Raw genomic sequence first — 16,573 nt, forward strand, 5'->3', positions numbered from 1 at the left:
GTCCGCGCCGGGGCGGCGGCGCCACCCCGGGGCGATCCTTTCCTCGTGTGGGGGGGTGTGGGGCCCCCCCCCCGGGGGGGGGGGCCCCCCCCCCCCCCCCGCGACCGGACCTACCCAGGGTCACCCGGGACGGCTCATCACTCCGGCACGGGCAGGCACTCGTCGAGCAGAGCGACGATGTCGCGCCAGGCACGCCGCGCGTGCTGTGGGTGGTAGCCGACGCCGGGGACCACGGGATGGTCGACGGGCGGGTGGTGGAAGGCGTGCAACGCGCCGCCGTAGACCACGAGGCGCCAGTCGACGCCCGCGGCCCGCATCTCCTCGACGAACGCGTCCCGCTGCGCGGGCGGCATGATCGGGTCCTCCGATCCGACCCCGACCCACACCGGGCAGCGGATGCGCGCCGCCTCGCCCGGTCGGCCCGTGGTCAGCGCGTTGACCGTCCCGATCGCGCGCAGGTCGACACCGGCGCGCCCGAGTTCCAGCCCGATCGCGCCCCCGGTGCCGTAGCCGACGGCGGCGATCCGCTCCGGGTCGGTCCGCGGCTCGGCGCGCACCACGTCGAGCGCCGCGCGGCCGATGTCCCGCATCCGGTCGGCGTCGGCGAGCAGCGGCAGGCACCGGGCCAGCATCTCCTCGGGGTCGCTCAGATAGCGCCCACCGTGCAGGTCGAAGGCCAGCGCCACGTATCCCCGCTCGGCGAGCGCATCGGCCCGGCGGCGCTCGACGTCGCTGAGCCCGGTGCCCTCCGGCCCGAGAAGCACCGCGGGTCGACGGTCGACACCGGCCGGGAGCGCGAGGTGCCCGATCATCGTCAGGCCGTCGGCCGGGTACGCGACCGAGCGCGTGGTGATCGCCGTCATCGGACCGAGCGTAGTGACCGTCGAGCCCGGCCAGAACGGCTTTCGCCACTGGCAGAACAGCGCGAAGTCGAACCGGACCACTACGGTGGCAGCAACAACAGCGATCCGATCTGGAGGCAGCGTGCAGGTGTCGTCGCGTGAGGTCGTCGAGCGAGTGCTGCGCGCCGGCCGGGAGCAGGACGTCGAGGCGTTCGTGGCGCTGATGGCCCCGGAGGGGTACATCGAGTGGCCGTTCCGGCCGGCCGGCGTGCCGGGCCGGGTGCGGGGGCACGCCGAGCTCCGCCGGCACCTGACCGAGGCGGCGCACGCCCTGATCACCATCGACGAGCACCGCGACGTGGTGCTGCACGAGACCACCGACCCCGAGGTGGTGATCGTGGAGTACGAGGCACACGGCAACGTCGTGGCCACCGGCGCGCCGTTCGAGCAGACCGTGATCGCGGTGTTCCGGGTCCGCGACGGCCTCGTCGTGTCCTACCGCGACTACATCGACCCGCTGCGCCTGATCGCCGCGCTCGACGGGGGGAACGCCTGAATGGAGCAGCACGAACACGACAGGCACTCGTCCTCGTTCGGCGCGGCGGCCACCGCGTACGCCGAACACCGCCCCGACTACGCGCAGGCCGCGGTCCGGTGGGCGCTGGAGGCCGCGCCCGGCCGGCGGGTGCTCGACCTCGGCGCCGGCACCGGCAAGCTGACCGCCACCCTCGGCGCGGTCGGCGCCGACGTCACCGCCGTCGAGCCGGACCCGGCCATGCTGGGCGAGCTGCGCCGTGTCCTGCCCGACGCGCGGGCGCTGCCGGGCAGCGCCGAGGCGATCCCGCTGCCGGACGCCGCCGTCGACGCCGCGCTGGCAGGTAACGCCATGCACTGGTTCGACATGGCGGTGGCGGGCCCGGAGATCGCCCGCGTCCTCGCCCCCGGCGGCGTGCTGGCCGGGCTGTGGAACGTGCTGGACGACCGGGTCGACTGGGTTGCCGGACTGGCCGAGGTCAGCGGGAGCGCGGCCGTCGGCCCCCGGGACACGCCCGACAGTTGGCGGGTCGAGACGGCGCGGATGCACCTGCCGGGCAACGGCGCGCCGGCCCGCTTCGACACCCCGGAGCAGGCCGAGTTCCCGCACGGGCAGCGCCGCACCGCCGAATCCCTGGTGGCGACGTTGGCCACCCGGGCGGGGATGCTTGTCATGCCGGAGCCGGAGCGGGCGGCGACGCTCGACCGGATCCGCGCGTTCCTGGCGAGCCGCCCGGAGACCGCGCACGGCGAGTTCACCCTGCCCATGCTGACCTGCGTGCTGCGCGTGCGGCGGCGGTGAACGGCGCAGACGTCCGCTCGGCCGCCGCGGCGATGTCCGCCGTGCTGCTGCCGGCCACCGGCCGGGACTGGACGGTACGCGCGGGCGACCTGGACTGGACCTGCTGGACCACCGCCGCCCACGTCGCGCACGACCTGGCCGGATACGCCGGTCAGGTGACGGGCCGCGCCACCGACGGGTATCTCCCGTTCGACCTGCGGCTGCGCCCGGACGCCTCGCCGGGCGAGGTGCTGACCGTGGCGGTGGCCGCCGCCGGGATGCTCGCCGCCGTGGTGGACGCCGCCGACCCGGCCGACCGCGGCTGGCACTGGGGTCCGTGCGATCCGGGCGGCTTCGCCGCGATGGGCGTGGCCGAGATCCTGCTGCACACCCACGACGTGACCCGTGGCCTCGACCTGGCCTGGTCGCCGCCGGCCGAGCTGTGCGCGGCAGTGGTGCGGCGGCTGTTCCCCGGCGCGCCCGCCGGCGACCCCGCGCCGGTGCTGCTCTGGCTGACCGGTCGGGCCCCGCTGAGGGGGCGTCCGCGCCGCACCGCCTGGACCTGGCAGGCGGCACGCGGCTGAGCGCGACCTGGTCCGCGAGGACTCAGGCTTCTGCGGTCGGCCGCCGCCGGTGCGGCGCTGTTCGCCGATTGCCGGCGGCGAGGATCCGACCGCAGCCGACCACTCCGGCCACCAGCAGCACCAGCCCACTGACGAGGTCGGCAATCCGGTTCGGCCAGGGCAGGATCGCGGGGGTGGTGAACCGACCGACGACGAACGGTTCGAGCACCGCGCCGAGCGGGACGACGAGGCGGGCGGCGAGCCCCCGGCGATCCGCCCGGTGGGCGATCGCGCCCACCAGGCCGAGCGGTCCGCCCACGACCAGCGCGCCCAGGAGCCAGTGCAGGTTGGCCGCCCAGACGTCCCGGTCGAACACTCCGAACGCCGTCCCGACGCCGTAGTGGACGACGCAGGCGGTGAGCAGGGCGACGACTCCCGCGGCGACGGCCGGGGCGGGTCGGCGGGCGAGCCATCCGGACACCACTGCCAGCCCGGCCCAGACCGTTCCCGCGTTGACGAGCTGGCTCAGCGTCAACCGGGTGGCCAGGACGGTGTCCGCACTGCCGTCGAGCTGGCCCGGAGTCGTCACGTTCGAGGCGAGCGACACCAGCGCCAGCACACTCGCCCCGACGACGACCAGGCCCCATCCCCGACGAGTCATGGCCAGAGGGTACGCAGGCGCAGCCCGGCCCCTGCCGGTGGGCGTACGTCTCAGGTCAGTTGCTCGGCCAGGGCGAGGATGATCCCGCTCGGCCCGCGCAGATAGCAGAGCAGGAAGCTGTCCTCGAAGCGCGTCACCTCGCCGACGAGTTCGCCGCCGAGCGGACGGAGCCGGGCGAGCGTGGCCTCGATGTCGTCCACGGCGAACATCACGCGGTGCAGGCCCAGCGTGTTGGCCGGGGTGACCGCCGGCTCGGGGGTGATCGACGTCGGGGCGTGGTAGGTGGCGAGTTCGAGCCGGCCCGGCGCGTCCGGGATGCGCATCATCGCGATCTCGCTGCGCATGTCGGACAGCCCGACGACCCGCCCCGCCCAGTCCCCCTCGATCGGCATCCGGCCTTCCAGCTCCATGCCGAGCGCGGTGAAGAAGGCGACCGCAGCGTCGAGGTCGTCGACCACGATGCCGACGTTGTCCATCCGGTGAATCGTCACGCCCCGAGGATAGGGCCCAGGCCCGACGTCGCCGGCCCGACGAGCCGGCAGGGGTGGTGAAGGCGCGCGCCTACGCTCGCGGCCAGTCCGCGAAGGCCACGTCGTACTGGAAGGGTCGGTCATGAGCGGCATCAGGCCGCGATGTCCCGGGCGCGGAGCATCGGGTGGCGTCCTTCCCAGGCGCGCCGGACGCCGCGAGGCAGGTACAGCGTCGGGTTCAGCGACGCCACCAGCGCCGGCGGCGCCGGGATCGCGCGGGCCGTGGGGACTGCGGTGGCGCCGGCGTGGCCGCCGTGACGCTTCGGCGGTCGGCGCGCCACCGAAGCACCGCCTCCTCCACGTTGACCGGCCGGACCACCACGCGCGGCCCGGTCGGGGTGCGCAGCCAGGCCACCACCTCGGCGTTGAGCACCGCCACGTACGACCGGACGGCCTCCTCGGTGGGCAGGTCCCGCAGCTCGGCGGGGAGCTGTTCGATGCGGCGGCGCAACTGCAGCGGGGTGGGCAGCATCAGGTCGGACGGGATCTGCTCGCGTTCCATGAAGCCGCGGATCCACCAGCCCTCGTCGTAGGGCTCGTTGCGACCCGGGATCGGCTTGCCCGCGCCCGGCAGGTTGTCGAACTCGCCGCGCTCCTGGGCGGAGCGGATCTGCGCCTCGACCGCGGCCTCCCAGCCGTACGTCATCGCCGTCACCTCCCGAGTCCACCGTATCCGCCGGTTTTCGCCTATGGTCAGCGCCGGGCGGCGCCGGGGTGTTCCCAGGCGCTCGTGAGAAAGGGAGCGGCGTGCGCGACTGGCTGGTGGGCCTCGGGGTGGGTGTGCTCGGCCTGGTGGGCAGTTGGGCGCTGCTGGTGCTGCTGGCCCGGCGGCTGCCGCCGGGGATCCTGCGTGATCTGGCCGCGTTCGTGCCGGATTGTCTGACCACGGTGCGGCGGCTGCGCCGCGATCCCCGGGTGCCGCGCCGGGCCCGGATCGCGATCGTGGTGGCGGGCGTCTGGCTGGCCAGCCCGATCGACCTGATCCCGGAGTTCCTGCCGGTGATCGGCCCGCTGGACGACATCGTCGTGGTCGCGCTGGCGTTGCGCTACGCCGGGCGGCAGGTGCCCCGGCAGGTGCTGCTGGACGCGTGGCCGGGCGAGCCGCGGCTGCTGCTGCGCCTGCTGGGCGGGGCCTGACCGCTCAGGGGCGCAGGCGGACGTGCCGGTGCCCGTCGCGCGGGAACGGCGGCCGGGCCGGCATCACCTCGGCGAACGCGTATCCGCTCTTCTCCGCGACCCGGCAGGAGGCCGGGTTGTCGATCTGGTGGAACAGCTCCATCCGGGTCAGGCCGGCGGCGGCGAAGCGGGCGAACGCCCACCCGGTGACCGCGTCGACCGCCCGGGGCGCGACGCCCCGCCCCCGGGCCGGCGCGGCGGTCCAGTAGCCGACCTCGGCGACCGGGTGGCCCGGGCGGACCTCCTTGAGCACCACGCACGCCACCAGCCGGTCCCCCGTCGGCGTGTCCTCCAGCACGGCGAAGCTGAACCGGCGGTCGGCCGCCCAGCCCTGCCGGGCGCGGCGCAGGAACGCCCGCGCCTCGGCCCGGGTGGTCACCGGGTAGCGGGTCCAGGCGCGCAGCACCGGATCCCGGTAGGCCTCCAGCAGCGCGTCGGCGTCGCCGTCGTGCCACGGCCGCAGCAGCAGGCCGGGCGCGGTCGGGGTGGCGGTGGCGGACAACACGAGGGACATCTGGGAAGTGTCGCGCGTCACGGTGCCCGGCCGCGAGCCCGGACCGCCGTGTCGCATCGATCGGCGTAGGGTCCGGGCAGGGTCGACGGCGGGAGGCGACGTGGTCACGCTCGGCGCGGTGGTGGGGATCGCCCTGGTGGCGCTCGGTCTGGTGCTCACGCCGGGGCCGAACATGGTCTATCTGGTGTCGCGTTCGGTCACCCAGGGCCGCCGTGCCGGCCTGGTGTCGCTGCTCGGCGTGGCGGTCGGCTTCCTGGTCTACCTGAGCGCCGCGGTCGCCGGCATCGCCACCGTGTTCGTGCTGGTTCCTCCGCTCTACACGGCGGTGAAGCTGGCCGGCGCGGCCTACCTGCTGTGGTTGGCCTGGCGCACGCTGCGCCCGGGCGGCCGGTCGGCGTTCACGCCGGCGCCGCTGCCGCCGGACCGGCCCCGGCGGCTGTTCACCATGGGCCTGGTGACCAACCTGCTCAATCCGAAGATCGCCATCCTCTACGTGTCGCTGCTGCCGCAGTTCGTCGACCCGGCGCGCGGGCACGTGGCGGTGCAGAGCCTGCTGCTGGGGTTGACCCAGATCGCCATCGCGTTGACCGTGAACGCGCTGATCGTGCTCAGCGCCGGTTCGGTGTCGGCGTTCCTCACCCGCCGGCCGGGCTGGGCGCGCCTGCAGCGCTACGTGATGGGCACCGTGCTGGCCGGGCTCGCGGTGCGGATCGCCGCCGACCGCTCCCGCGCCGCCGTCGCCGCCGGCTGATCCCACGCGCGGGTCAGCGCGGCCACTCGCACAGCACCGCCACCCCGCCAGGCGCCACGGTGACCCGGTCGTCCACCGGCTCGCCGGTGAGCAGCTCGTGCCCCGCGGCCGGCACCCGCTGCGGCCGGTCGGTGTGGTTGAGCAGGAACAGCCAGCTCCGGTCGCCGTCGCGCCGACGTACCGCCTCGACGCCGGGCGGCGCCGCCGGGCAGGTGGGGACGACGCCAGCGAGTCGGGCGGCGTCGGTGAGCACCCGGCGGTAGGTGTCGTCGTCGGGGCGGGTGGAGACGTACCAGGCGCGGGCGTCGCCGATCCGGTGCCTGGTGACCGCGGGTCGGCCGTCGAGCACCCCGCCGATGTACGCGGTGACCTGTTCCGCCCCGGCCAGGTGCACGGTCTCCGACCAGATCCGGCCGAAGCCGCCGCTGGTCAGCGGCACCCGTTCGTCGTCGGCGAGCGGGTGGAACTCCTCCACCCGCACTCCGAGCAGGTCCCGGTAGGCGCCCGGGTAGCCGCCGAGGCGGACGCGGGCGTGCTCGTCGGCGACCCCGCTGAGCCAGGTGACCAGCAGGTGCCCGCCGGCGTGCACGTGCCGGCGTACCCAGTCGACTGTGGCGTCGGCGGCGAGGTAGAGCGCGGGCAGCACGAGCAGCCGGTGGCCGTCGAGCGGGTCGCCGGGCATCACCAGGTCGGTGGCGACGCCGGCGTGCCACAGGGCCCGGTGCGCGGCGGCCACCTCGCCCGGGTGGTCGAGGCCGGCGCGGGGCATCCCGGGGTGGCGCAGCGCCCAGCCGCTGGCCGCGTCGTACCCGATGGCCACCCGCGCCTCGACCCGGCCCGCCTCCGTCCCGCCGAGGCGGGCGAGCGCCGCGCCGAGGCGGGTGGCCTCGCGGAACACCCGGGTGTCCGCGCCGGCGTGCGACACCACGGCGGAGTGGAACCGTTCCGCGCCGCCGGCCGGGGCGCGCCACTGGAAGAACATCACCCCGGCGGAGCCGCGGGCGACGTGCGCGAGGCTGTGCCGGGTCATCCGGCCGGGTTCCTTGGTGTGCATCCGTCCGGCGGTGTGGATCTGGTTGGGCGCGCTCTCCGCCAGCAGCCACGGCGCGGGCCGGCCGGCGCCGTGGCGGGCCCAGCCGCGGGCGAGGTCGGCGGCGAGCGCGGTCTGTTCCTCGGCGCCGGCGTCGACCCGGTCCGGGTAGTGGTCGACGGCCACCAGGTCGACCTCGCGCGCCCACCGGGCGTGGTCGACAGGCACCCAGTCGCCGAGCGCGAAGTTGGTGGTGACCGGCACGGCCGGGTTGGCCGCGCGCAGCACGTCACGCTGCTCGATGTACGCCGACAGCAGCGTGTCGGACCAGAAGCGGCGGAAGTCGAGCAGGTGACCGGGGTTGGCCAGGTACTGGGTGGCGCGCGGCGCGCCGACGTGTGCCCAGTCGGCGTAGTGCTGGCCCCAGAAGCTGGTGGCCCAGGCGTCGTTGAGCGTGTCCAGGTCGCCGTGCCTGTCGACCAGCCAGCGGCGGAACGCCGTCTCGGCGTGCGGGCAGTGGCAGGTGGTGCCGTACTCGTTGTGCACGTGCCACAGCGCGAGCGCCGGGTGGTGGGCGTAGCGGGCGGCGAGCGTCGCGGCGATGCGGCGGGCCGCGGCGCGGTAGGCGGGCGCGGCGGCGCAGTAGGTGTCCCGGCTGCCGTGGTGCAGGCGGGCGCCGTCGGCGGTGACCGGCATCGCGTCCGGGTGGGCGTGGGTGAACCAGGGCGGCGGCGACGCGGTCGGGGTGGCGAGCGCGGCGCGGATGCCGCCGTCGTGCAGCAGGTCGAGCACCTGGTCGAGCCAGTCGAACGTGTGGCGGCCGGGGGCGGGTTCCAGCCGGGACCAGGCGAACACGCCGACGGTGACCAGGTTGACGCCGGCCGCGCGCATCAGGGCGACGTCGGCGGCCCAGACCTCGGGTGGCCACTGTTCCGGGTTCCAGTCCCCGCCGTACCACAGCGCTTTAGTTGTCATCCCGGCCAAAGTAGGAACAGGTGAGGCGAAAAGTCAATGCGGTCGATCATTGACAGTTAGTTGTGGTTCCAAAGAAACTGGCGAGGCCCGCCGCCCGGGTCGCCGCGAGGAGACGCCCATGTCGTACCGCCCACCGCTGGTCCCGTACGAGACGTTCGTGGCCGACCCGCCCGACCTGCCGGTCCGCTCCCCCGGCGAGCTGGGGGCCGACGACGTGCTGCGGGCCGAGGTGGCCGGGACCGACCCGCACGGCGTCACGCTCACCGCCACCTGCTCCTCCGGCCGCACGCTCGTCGCCCGGATCGAGGCCGCCGGCGACGGGATCCTGCGGGTACGCCTCGCCGACGACCTCTCCGTGCGCAGCCGCTCGGCACGCGCCACCACCCTGACCCGGCCGGCGCCGCACCCGGCCGAGGTCACCGTGGACGACGCGTACGCCCGGGTGGACGCCGGCGCGGTGGTCGCCGAGATCCGCCTCGACCCGTGGGGGCTGCGCTTCCTCGGCCCGGACGGCCGGCTGCTGGTCGCCGCGGACGGCGGCACCCGCGACATCAGCGGCCGGCGGCGTACGCTGCCGCTCGGGCGCTCCACCGTCGACGGTGAGCCGGTCGCCTGGCACGAGAGCTTCGTCGCGCCCGGCGACGAGCGGTTCGTCGGCTTCGGGGAGAAGTTCACCCCGCTGGACAAGCGCGGCCAGCGCCCGCTGATGTGGAACTTCGACGCGTTCGGCGGCGAGTCCGACAGGTCGCACAAGAACGTGCCGTTCTATCTCTCCGACCGCGGCTACGGCGTGCTCGTCGACAGCGGCCTGCCGGTGCAGTTCGACGTCTGCGCCAGCACGCACAGCAGCGTGCAGGTGCTGGTCCCGGACGACCTGCTCGACTACTACGTGCTGGGCGGGCCGACCCCGGTCGAGATCCTGGACCGGCTCGACGCGCTGACCGGCCGGCCCTACCTGCCGCCGCGCTGGGCGTTCGGCGCCTGGATCTCCTCCGGGTTCTTCCCGGACAGCGAACAGCGGGTGCGGGAGCGGGCCCGGCTGATCCGGGAGCGGGACATCCCCTGCGACGTGCTGCACCTGGACTGCTACTGGCAGGTCGCCGGGCGCTGGTCCGAGCTGCGCTGGGACGAGCGGGCGTTCCCCGACCCGGCCGGCATGCTCAAGGACCTCGCCGAGCAGGGCTTCCGGGTGTGCCTGTGGATGAACCCGTACCTGATGACCGACAGCCCGCTCTACGCCGAGGCGGAGGCCGCCGGCTACTTCCTGCGCCGCCCCGACGGCGGCACGTACGTGGCGGACACCTGGCACGGCAGCTATCCGGTCTGCGCCATCGTGGACCTGACCAACCCGGCGGCGGTGCGCTGGTTCCAGGGCCTGCTGCGGCCGCTGCTCGCCCAGGGCGTCGCGGTGTTCAAGACCGACTTCGCCGAGGCGGTGCCCGCCGACGCGGTGGCGCACAACGGGATGACCGGCGTCGAGCTGCACAACGTCTACGCGTTGCTGTTCAACGACGTGGTCGCCGACGTCACCGAGGAGGTCGCCGGGCACCGTACGGTCTGGGCGCGCTCGTCCTACCTGGGCGGGCAGCGGCACAGCGCGCAGTGGAGCGGCGACGTCAACGCCACCTGGCCGGGCATGGCCAGCACGCTGCGCGGCGGCCTGTCGCACGGGCTGTCCGGGGTGCCGTTCTGGAGCCACGACACCGGCGGGTTCCACGGCACCCCGGAGCCCGACCTCTACGTGCGCTGGACCCAGTTCGGCGCGCTGTCGCCGCTGGTCCGGCTGCACGGCACCACCAGCCGCCTGCCGTGGGACTTCCCGCCGGAGACCGAGCGCCACGCGGTCGCCGCGCTGCGGCTGCGGTACCGGCTGCTGCCGTACCTCTGGTCGGTCGCGGTGGACGCGGCCCGCACCGGCGCTCCGATGATGCGGGCGCTGCTGCTCGACACGCCCGGCGACCCGACCGCCTGGACCGTCGACCTGCAGTACCGCCTCGGCGCCGACCTGCTCGTCGCGCCGGTGCTGGACGAGTCCGGGCGGCGCGCCGTCTACCTGCCCGAGGGCGACGACTGGCTGGACGCGGCAACCTTCCGGCGCCACGCCGGCGGCCGGCACCTGCGGGTGTCCGCGCCGATCGACAGGCTGCCGCTGTACGTCCGGCGCGGCGCGCTGGTGCCGGTGGTGGCGCCCGCGCCGACCGTCGCCGAGGGACCGTTCCGCGACGTCACGCTGGTGTCCTGGGGCGGGACCGACTCGACGACGGTGGTGCGCGACCCCGACGGCGACACCACGGTCACCGCCGTCCGCGACGGCGACACGCTGCGGGTCCGGGTGGACGGGCCGCTTGACGTGCGCCGGGTCGCGGTGGTCGGCGACGACCCGCCGCGACACGTCGTGCTCGACGGCCGACCGGCGGCGGTGAGCCCGTTCGAGCCCTGGTTCGGCGAGGGGGACGCGCCCGGCGGGGACGTGGCCGATTTAGTTTAAGCTGTAGCCGAACCCGACGGCCGCGGCGCAGGAGGCGGGCACCACGTGATCAGCATCGACCGGTCGTCGCAGACGGCCGACCTGGGCGACGTGCGGGTGGCCAACCGGGCCGTCGTGCTGCGGCACGTCCGCACGCACGCCCCCTGTTCGCGCGCCGACGTCGCCGCGCGTACCGGGCTCAACAAGGCCACCGTGTCCAGCCTGGTCGGCGAGCTGATCGAGCACGGCCTGCTGCGCGAGACCGGGCTGACCGAGAACCGGGTCGGCCGGCCGGCCACCATGCTGGTTCTCGACGGGTCCCGATACGTCGGGCTCGGCCTGCGGATCGGCGCCGACGAACTGGTCGTGGTCGCCGCCGACCTGGCCGGCGAGCCGCTGCTCACCTGGCGACGCGCGTTCGCCGCCGCCACCGCCGGCCCGCCGGAGACGGTACGCGCGCTCGCCGCGCTCGCCCGCCGGGCGGTCACCCGGGTCACCGGGGCGGGCCGCACGGTGCTCGGCTTGACCGTGGGCGTGCCCGGTCCGGTCGACGCGGACGGCGTCGTGCCGTCCGCGCCGGCGCTGGGCTGGCGTGGGGTGCCGCTCGCCGCCGACCTGCGCCGCGCGCTGCGCGACCCGGGCTTCCCCGTCGGCGTCGACACCGACGCCAACCTCGCCGTCTCCGCCGAGCTGCGCCACGGCCCGTACGCGGGCACGGCCGACCTGGTGCACCTGACCGGCGGCCTGACGATCGGCGCCGGCCTGGTCAGCGGCGGCCGGCTGCTGCGCGGCGGCCGTGGCTTCGCCGGCGAGATCGGCCACCTCCCGGTGCGCCCCGACGGCCCGGAGTGCCACTGCGGCCGGCGCGGCTGCCTCGCGGCGGTGGCCGGCGTGGACGCGGTGGTGCGCCGGCTGCTGCCGGACGTGGCGGTGGACGGCCCGGTCACCGACTACCTGCCGGAGATCGAGCGGATCCAGGCCCTGGCCCGCGCCGGCGACGCCCCGGTGCGGGACGGGCTCGCCGAGATCGGGCGGCAGCTCGGCTCCGCGGTTTCCGTCCTGGTCGACCTGCTCGACCCGGAGGTGGTCGTGGTCGGCGGTCACCTGGCGGCGCTCGCGCCGTGGCTGCTGCCGGCCGCGCGCGACGAGATCGCCGCGCGCACGTCGGGCCCCCCGGCGACGGTCCGGCTGGAGCCCAGCGCGCTGGGCTCGGCGGCCAGCGCGCTGGGTGGCGCGACCGCCGCACTGGCCTCGGTGGAGGCCGGGCAACTGCCTGTCGCGTGACCCTTGACCGCGCCGGTCCCGGGTGCCAACCTCGGTAGCGCCGTCACCGGGCCGGGCAACCCGGGGCGGCGTGTTTTCCGGCGGTTGTCGAAGCGCTTCACCAGCGCCCCGGGCCGACCCGCCGGCCGACCACCACCCCTTGCACGCGCGTGCGCGCCGCCGTCTCAGCAGCGGGCCCGTCGAAGCGCTTCGACGACGCCACCGGCGGTCCGCGCGCCGACCGGAGGCGCCCGCCATGACCGACCGCACCCCCCATCGCCCCGACGACCTGCTGGCCCGCCTCACCCTGGCGGAGAAGCTCGGCCTGCTGCACCAGTGGCAGGCGCCGGTCCCCCGCCTCGGCCTGCCGCCGTTCCGCACCGGCACCGAGGCGCTGCACGGCGTCGCCTGGCTCGGCGAGGCCACCGTCTTCCCACAGGCGCTCGGCCTGGCGGCGAGCTGGAACCCGCGGCTGGTCAGGGCGGTCGGCGCCGCCGTCGGCGACGAGGTACGCGCCAAGCACCGCGCCGACCCGGCCCGCGTCGGCCTCAACGTGTGGGCGCCGGTGGTCAACCCGCTGCGCGACCCGCGCTGGGGCCGCAACGAGGAGGGTTGGTCCGAGGACCCCTGGCTCACCGGCCGGCTCGCCACCGCCTACGCGTCCGGGCTGCGCGGCGACCACCCCACCCGGCTGCGGACCGCGCCGACGCTCAAGCACTTCCTCGGCTACAACAACGAGACCGACCGGGCGACCACCTCCAGCGACCTGCCGCCGCGCGTGCTGCACGAGTACGAGCTGCCCGCGTTCCGCGCGCCGCTGGCCGCCGGCGCGGCGGTCGCCGTGATGGCCTCGTACAACCTGGTCGACGGCGTGCCGGCGCACCTGAGCCCGCTCCTCGACGGCGAGCTGCGCACCTGGGCAGACGACGAGGTGATGGTGGTCGGCGACGCCGGCGCGGTCGGCAACATCGCCGGCGTGCAGGCACACCTGCCCGACCACGTCGCCGGGTTCGCCGCCGCGCTGCGCGCCGGGGTGGACAGCTTCACCGAGGACGACGACGACCCGGGACCCACGATCGAGCGGCTCACCGAGGCGCTGGCCCGGGGACTGATCGGCGAGTCCGACGTGGACCGGGCGGTCCGGCGGATCCTGTCGGTGCGGCTGCGCCTGGGCGACCTCGACCCGCCCGGGCACGACCCGTACGCCGACGTGCCGGCCGACGTGGTGAACTGCCCCGCCCACCGGGAACTCGCCCGCGAGGCCGCCCGCCAGTCGATGGTGCTGCTGGGCAACGACGGGCTGCTGCCGCTCTCGGCCGACCTGCGGGTCGCCGTGCTCGGCCCGCTCGCCGACACCGTGCTCACCGACTGGTACAGCGGCACCCTGCCGTACGCGGTCACCGCGTACGGCGGGCTGCTCGGGCGGCTGCGCGAGGTCACCACCGACTCGGGCGCGGACCGGATCACGCTGCGAGTCGGGCACCGCGCGGTGCGCTGCCCCGACGGCGGGCCGCTGACGCTCACCGACGCGACGCCCGCCGAGTTCGACGTGGTCGACTGGGGTGCCGGCGTGGTGGCGCTGCGCGCCGTCGACACCGGCCGGTACGTCGGCGCGGACGACACCGGCGCGCTCGTCGCCGACCGCCCGGGCCCGGGCGGCTGGGTGGTCCGCGAGACGTTCCGGCTGTGCCGGCGGCCCGACGGCACGGCGTTGCTGCACCACCTCGCCACCGACCGGCACGTCGCCGTCGACGCCGGCGGCCGGCTCACCGTCGCCGCCGAGGACGCCGCCGCGTTCACCGTGGAGCTGCGCGTCGACGGCGCGGCCGGGGCCGCCGCGCTCGCCGCCGCCGCCGACGTGGCAGTGGTGGTGCTCGGCAACCACCCGATGGTCAACGGCCGGGAGACCGAGGACCGCGTCGACCTGGCGCTGCCCGCCGGCCAGCTCGACCTGCTGCGCGCCGTGCACGCGGCGAACCCGCGCACCGTGCTGGTGCTGACCAGCAGCTACCCGTACGCCGTGGGGTGGGCGCGGGAGCACCTGCCGGCGGTGCTGTGGAGCGCGCACGGCGGGCAGGAGCACGGCAACGCGCTCGCCGACGTGCTGCTGGGCGCGGAGGAGCCGGGCGGCCGGCTCACCCAGACCTGGTACGCCGACACCGCCGAGCTGCCCGACCTGCTCGACTACGACGTCATCGGCGCCGACGCCACCTACCTCTACCACCGGGGCGAGCCGCTGTACCCGTTCGGTCACGGGCTCGGCTACGCCGAGTTCGACTACGCCGACCTCCGGTTGAGCACCGCCACGGCGCACGCCGGCGAGGAGGTGGAGGTGAGCGTCGAGGTCACCAACACCGGCCGCCGGCCGGGCACCGAGGTGGTGCAGCTCTACACCCGGCAGCGGCGCTCCCGGGTCAAGCAGCCGCTGCGGCAGTTGCGCGACTTCGCCCGGGTCACCCTGGAGCCGGGCTGCGCGGCCCGGGTCACGGTGCGGCTTCGCACCGCCGAGCTGGCCTGGTGGGATGAGAGCCGCGCGGCCATGGTGGTCGAGGACGCCACCCACTCGGTGCTGGTCGGCCGCTCCGCGCGCGACGTCCGGCTGGTCGGCGCGCTCACCGTGACCGGCGGCGACCCGGCCGGCACGCCCGCCGCGCGGCGCTCCGGGGCGGCCCGGTGAGCGGCCGGGGCGCCGGCGAGCAGGTCACCATCGCCGACGTGGCCCGCCACGCCGGGGTGGCGGCGAGCACCGTGTCGTACGTGCTCAGCGGCAAGCGGGTGATCTCCGCCGGCACCCGTACCCGGGTGCTGGCGAGCGTGCGCGCCCTGGGCTACCACCCGAACGCCGGGGCCCGCGCCCTGGCCAGCCGCAAGGCGAACGTGATCGCGCTGGTGCTGCCGCTGCGCACCGGCATGCAGGTGCCGGTGGTGATGCGCTTCGCCACCGCGGTGGTCACCACGGCCCGCCGCCACGACCACGACGTGCTGCTGCTCACCGCCGACGAGGGCCCGGCCGGGTTGCACCGCATCGCCGGCAGCGCGCTCGTCGACGGCGTGCTGCTGATGGACGTGGAGTTGGAGGACCCGCGGGTGCCGCTGCTGCGGGAGCTGGCGCTGCCCGGCGTGCTGATCGGGCACCCGTCCGACAGCACCGGGCTGGCCTGCGTGGACCTCGACTTCCGGCGCGCCGGCGAGCTGTGCGTGGAGCACCTGGCCGCGGCCGGGCACCGGCGGGTCGCGCTGCTCGGCGCCCCGGCCGCCGTCTACGACCGGGGCACCGGCTTCGCCCACCGCACCCGCTCGGGCGTGCTGGCCGCGGCCGGCCGGCTGGGTGTCGACGCGGTGGCCCGGCCCTGCGAGGAGGGCCCGGCGGCGGTGCGCCGGGACCTGGCCGCGCTGCTCGACGAGCATCCCGACGTGACAGGTCTGGTGGTGCAGAACGAGTCGGCGGTCGGCCCGGTGCTGGCCACCCTGCCGCTGCTGGGCCGCCGGGTGCCGCGGGACGTCTCGGTGGTCGCGGTCTGCCCCGACGAGCTGGCCGAACCGGCCGGGCTGACCTGCGTGCCGGTGCCCGCCGAGGAGGTGGGCCGGCAGGCGGTGACGCTGTTGATGCGCCGCCTGCGCGACGAGCCGGTGCCGGAGGTGACGTTGCTGGAGCCCGCGCTGACCGTGCGCGACACCAGCCGGTGACCGTCAGCCGCCCTGGAGCAGCAGCAGGAACGGCGCGACCGGGTTCGCCACGGTGCTCAGGTTGGCCGCCAGGACCACCAGTGCGGCCAGCGCCGGCACGGCCGGGAGCAGGCCGAGCCACCGACGCCGGCGCCAGGTCACCACCGACAGGCCGGCCAGGGCGGCGGCCAGCAGGCCGACGAGCGCGGCCTTGACCACGTGCCACCGGACGTACTCGTCGAGCATCACGTCCAGGGCCGGTGACGTCGGGCCGTGCTCGGCCTGGTCGCGTACCTGGGCCAGCACGGCGGCCAGGTGGTCGTCGGCGGGCGCGGACGCCAGGGCCGGCAGCAGCGTGCCGAACGGCGACACCGCGCCCTGCACGTCGGCGATCAGCAGCACCGCCACGGCGAGCGCGGCGGCGCCGATCGGCAGCCGGAGGCGCGGCAGCCGGTGGGCGGCCGCCACCAGCGCCGCGAGCAGCGGCAGGGCGATGACCACGCGGGCCAGGTGGAGGCGGAACTGCTCGTCGACGAGCTGCTGGAGGGCGGGCGGGAAGTCGGGGCCGCCCGACGACCAGTCGTCGACGAAGGCGCGCGGGACGGCGTCGGCGCGGACGGCGCCGAGCAGCGGCGGTACGAGGAAGAACGCGACGGACAGGACGACGGCCATGGTGAGGAGCCCGGCGGCGTGACGCCGGGCGGTGCTGGTGGTCAACGGAACTCCTAGGGCGTGTCCTGCCGATCTTGTAGCGGTGGGTCGTTGACGATGTGCCGGTGGTACGTCGAGGCGAACTGACCGACGAAGCGTGGGCGGTGAT

The 16,573-nt window shown here is 75.7% G+C and carries 16 protein-coding genes; 9 read left to right on the plus strand and 7 right to left on the minus strand.

All coding sequences use genetic code 11. The features are described 5' to 3' along the window. Positions 1–137: 137 nt before the first annotated feature. Positions 138–863: a dienelactone hydrolase family protein gene (locus tag ACIA5A_RS11075; protein ID WP_396759464.1), complete on the minus strand. Its 726-nt coding sequence runs from the start codon at positions 861–863 to the stop codon at positions 138–140. A gap of 127 nt (positions 864–990) precedes the next feature. On the opposite strand from ACIA5A_RS11075, the gene ACIA5A_RS11080 reads away from it, so the two are divergent. The 3 genes from ACIA5A_RS11080 to ACIA5A_RS11090 are packed head-to-tail and all read left to right on the plus strand — an operon-like array spanning position 991 to position 2,741. Beyond that, a complete protein-coding gene (locus ACIA5A_RS11080) occupies positions 991–1,398 on the plus strand; it encodes a nuclear transport factor 2 family protein (RefSeq protein WP_396759467.1) in 408 nt (135 codons plus the stop codon). Next, positions 1,399–2,178 (plus strand): class I SAM-dependent methyltransferase, encoded by a 780-nt coding sequence (locus ACIA5A_RS11085; RefSeq protein WP_396759470.1) that lies wholly within the window; start codon positions 1,399–1,401, stop codon positions 2,176–2,178. It abuts the gene before it with no gap. Next, positions 2,175–2,741, plus strand: coding sequence for a hypothetical protein (locus tag ACIA5A_RS11090; RefSeq protein ID WP_396759473.1), 567 nt, complete (start codon positions 2,175–2,177; stop codon positions 2,739–2,741). The genes ACIA5A_RS11085 and ACIA5A_RS11090 overlap by 4 nt, the downstream gene beginning before the upstream one ends. A 22-nt stretch (positions 2,742–2,763) precedes the next feature. Here the strand turns inward: ACIA5A_RS11090 and ACIA5A_RS11095 are convergent, their stop codons facing one another. From ACIA5A_RS11095 to ACIA5A_RS11105, 3 genes are all read right to left on the minus strand, one after another. Continuing rightward, positions 2,764–3,381 carry a hypothetical protein gene (locus tag ACIA5A_RS11095; protein WP_396759476.1) on the minus strand — a complete coding sequence of 206 codons (618 nt, stop codon included), beginning with the start codon at positions 3,379–3,381 and terminating at the stop codon, positions 2,764–2,766. 50 nt (positions 3,382–3,431) lie between these two features. Next, positions 3,432–3,872 (minus strand): VOC family protein, encoded by a 441-nt coding sequence (locus ACIA5A_RS11100; RefSeq protein WP_278105775.1) that lies wholly within the window; start codon positions 3,870–3,872, stop codon positions 3,432–3,434. Between the two features lie 217 nt (positions 3,873–4,089). Further along, positions 4,090–4,557, minus strand: a complete 468-nt coding sequence (locus tag ACIA5A_RS11105) for a DUF1992 domain-containing protein (RefSeq protein WP_396759479.1) — start codon at positions 4,555–4,557, stop codon at positions 4,090–4,092. A gap of 101 nt (positions 4,558–4,658) precedes the next feature. Between ACIA5A_RS11105 and ACIA5A_RS11110 the strand changes: the two genes are divergently transcribed. Then, positions 4,659–5,048: a YkvA family protein gene (locus tag ACIA5A_RS11110; RefSeq protein ID WP_396759482.1), complete on the plus strand. Its 390-nt coding sequence runs from the start codon at positions 4,659–4,661 to the stop codon at positions 5,046–5,048. A gap of 4 nt (positions 5,049–5,052) precedes the next feature. Here ACIA5A_RS11110 and ACIA5A_RS11115 read toward each other — a convergent pair whose 3' ends face one another. Beyond that, complete coding sequence (locus ACIA5A_RS11115; protein ID WP_396759485.1) at positions 5,053–5,601, minus strand: GNAT family N-acetyltransferase; 549 nt, start codon at positions 5,599–5,601, stop codon at positions 5,053–5,055. Positions 5,602–5,701: 100 nt separating this feature from the next. Here ACIA5A_RS11115 and ACIA5A_RS11120 point away from each other — a divergent pair, with 100 nt between their 5' ends. After that, positions 5,702–6,352 (plus strand): LysE family translocator, encoded by a 651-nt coding sequence (locus ACIA5A_RS11120; protein ID WP_396759488.1) that lies wholly within the window; start codon positions 5,702–5,704, stop codon positions 6,350–6,352. A gap of 13 nt (positions 6,353–6,365) precedes the next feature. Here ACIA5A_RS11120 and ACIA5A_RS11125 read toward each other — a convergent pair whose 3' ends face one another. Next, entirely contained in the window at positions 6,366–8,357 is a 1,992-nt protein-coding gene (locus tag ACIA5A_RS11125; protein ID WP_396759491.1) for a beta-galactosidase, read from the minus strand. A gap of 118 nt (positions 8,358–8,475) precedes the next feature. On the opposite strand from ACIA5A_RS11125, the gene ACIA5A_RS11130 reads away from it, so the two are divergent. The 4 genes from ACIA5A_RS11130 (at position 8,476) to ACIA5A_RS11145 (ending at position 15,774) form a co-directional block, all read left to right on the plus strand. Further along, the gene (locus ACIA5A_RS11130; RefSeq protein ID WP_396759494.1) at positions 8,476–10,845 is read left to right on the plus strand and encodes a TIM-barrel domain-containing protein; all 2,370 of its coding nucleotides are present in this window, start codon (positions 8,476–8,478) and stop codon (positions 10,843–10,845) included. Positions 10,846–10,890: 45 nt separating this feature from the next. Then, positions 10,891–12,108: an ROK family protein gene (locus tag ACIA5A_RS11135; RefSeq protein WP_396759496.1), complete on the plus strand. Its 1,218-nt coding sequence runs from the start codon at positions 10,891–10,893 to the stop codon at positions 12,106–12,108. Between the two features lie 235 nt (positions 12,109–12,343). After that, a complete protein-coding gene (locus ACIA5A_RS11140; RefSeq protein ID WP_396759498.1) occupies positions 12,344–14,764 on the plus strand; it encodes a glycoside hydrolase family 3 C-terminal domain-containing protein in 2,421 nt (806 codons plus the stop codon). Then, positions 14,761–15,774, plus strand: a complete 1,014-nt coding sequence (locus ACIA5A_RS11145) for a LacI family DNA-binding transcriptional regulator (protein ID WP_396759501.1) — start codon at positions 14,761–14,763, stop codon at positions 15,772–15,774. The genes ACIA5A_RS11140 and ACIA5A_RS11145 overlap by 4 nt, the downstream gene beginning before the upstream one ends. A gap of 3 nt (positions 15,775–15,777) precedes the next feature. Here the strand turns inward: ACIA5A_RS11145 and ACIA5A_RS11150 are convergent, their stop codons facing one another. Continuing rightward, on the minus strand, positions 15,778–16,470 hold the full coding sequence (locus ACIA5A_RS11150; protein ID WP_396759504.1) for a hypothetical protein: 693 nt from the start codon (positions 16,468–16,470) through the stop codon (positions 15,778–15,780). Between the last annotated feature and the right edge of the window lie 103 nt (positions 16,471–16,573).

This window comes from Micromonospora sp. NPDC051300 (assembly GCF_044455315.1).
GTDB lineage: Bacteria > Actinomycetota > Actinomycetes > Mycobacteriales > Micromonosporaceae > Micromonospora > Micromonospora robiginosa.

Bases quoted from the DNA above. Each gene is read 5' to 3' on its own strand.
- ACIA5A_RS11085 (WP_396759470.1), top strand. From the start codon at position 1,399: ATGGAGCAGCACGAACACGACAGGCACTCGTCCTCGTTCGGCGCGGCG.
- ACIA5A_RS11115 (WP_396759485.1), bottom strand. From the start codon at position 5,601: ATGTCCCTCGTGTTGTCCGCCACCGCCACCCCGACCGCGCCCGGCCTG.
- ACIA5A_RS11125 (WP_396759491.1), bottom strand. From the start codon at position 8,357: ATGACAACTAAAGCGCTGTGGTACGGCGGGGACTGGAACCCGGAACAG.
- ACIA5A_RS11095 (WP_396759476.1), bottom strand. From the start codon at position 3,381: ATGACTCGTCGGGGATGGGGCCTGGTCGTCGTCGGGGCGAGTGTGCTG.
- ACIA5A_RS11075 (WP_396759464.1), bottom strand. From the start codon at position 863: ATGACGGCGATCACCACGCGCTCGGTCGCGTACCCGGCCGACGGCCTG.
- ACIA5A_RS11105 (WP_396759479.1), bottom strand. From the start codon at position 4,557: ATGACGTACGGCTGGGAGGCCGCGGTCGAGGCGCAGATCCGCTCCGCC.
- ACIA5A_RS11130 (WP_396759494.1), top strand. From the start codon at position 8,476: ATGTCGTACCGCCCACCGCTGGTCCCGTACGAGACGTTCGTGGCCGAC.
- ACIA5A_RS11140 (WP_396759498.1), top strand. From the start codon at position 12,344: ATGACCGACCGCACCCCCCATCGCCCCGACGACCTGCTGGCCCGCCTC.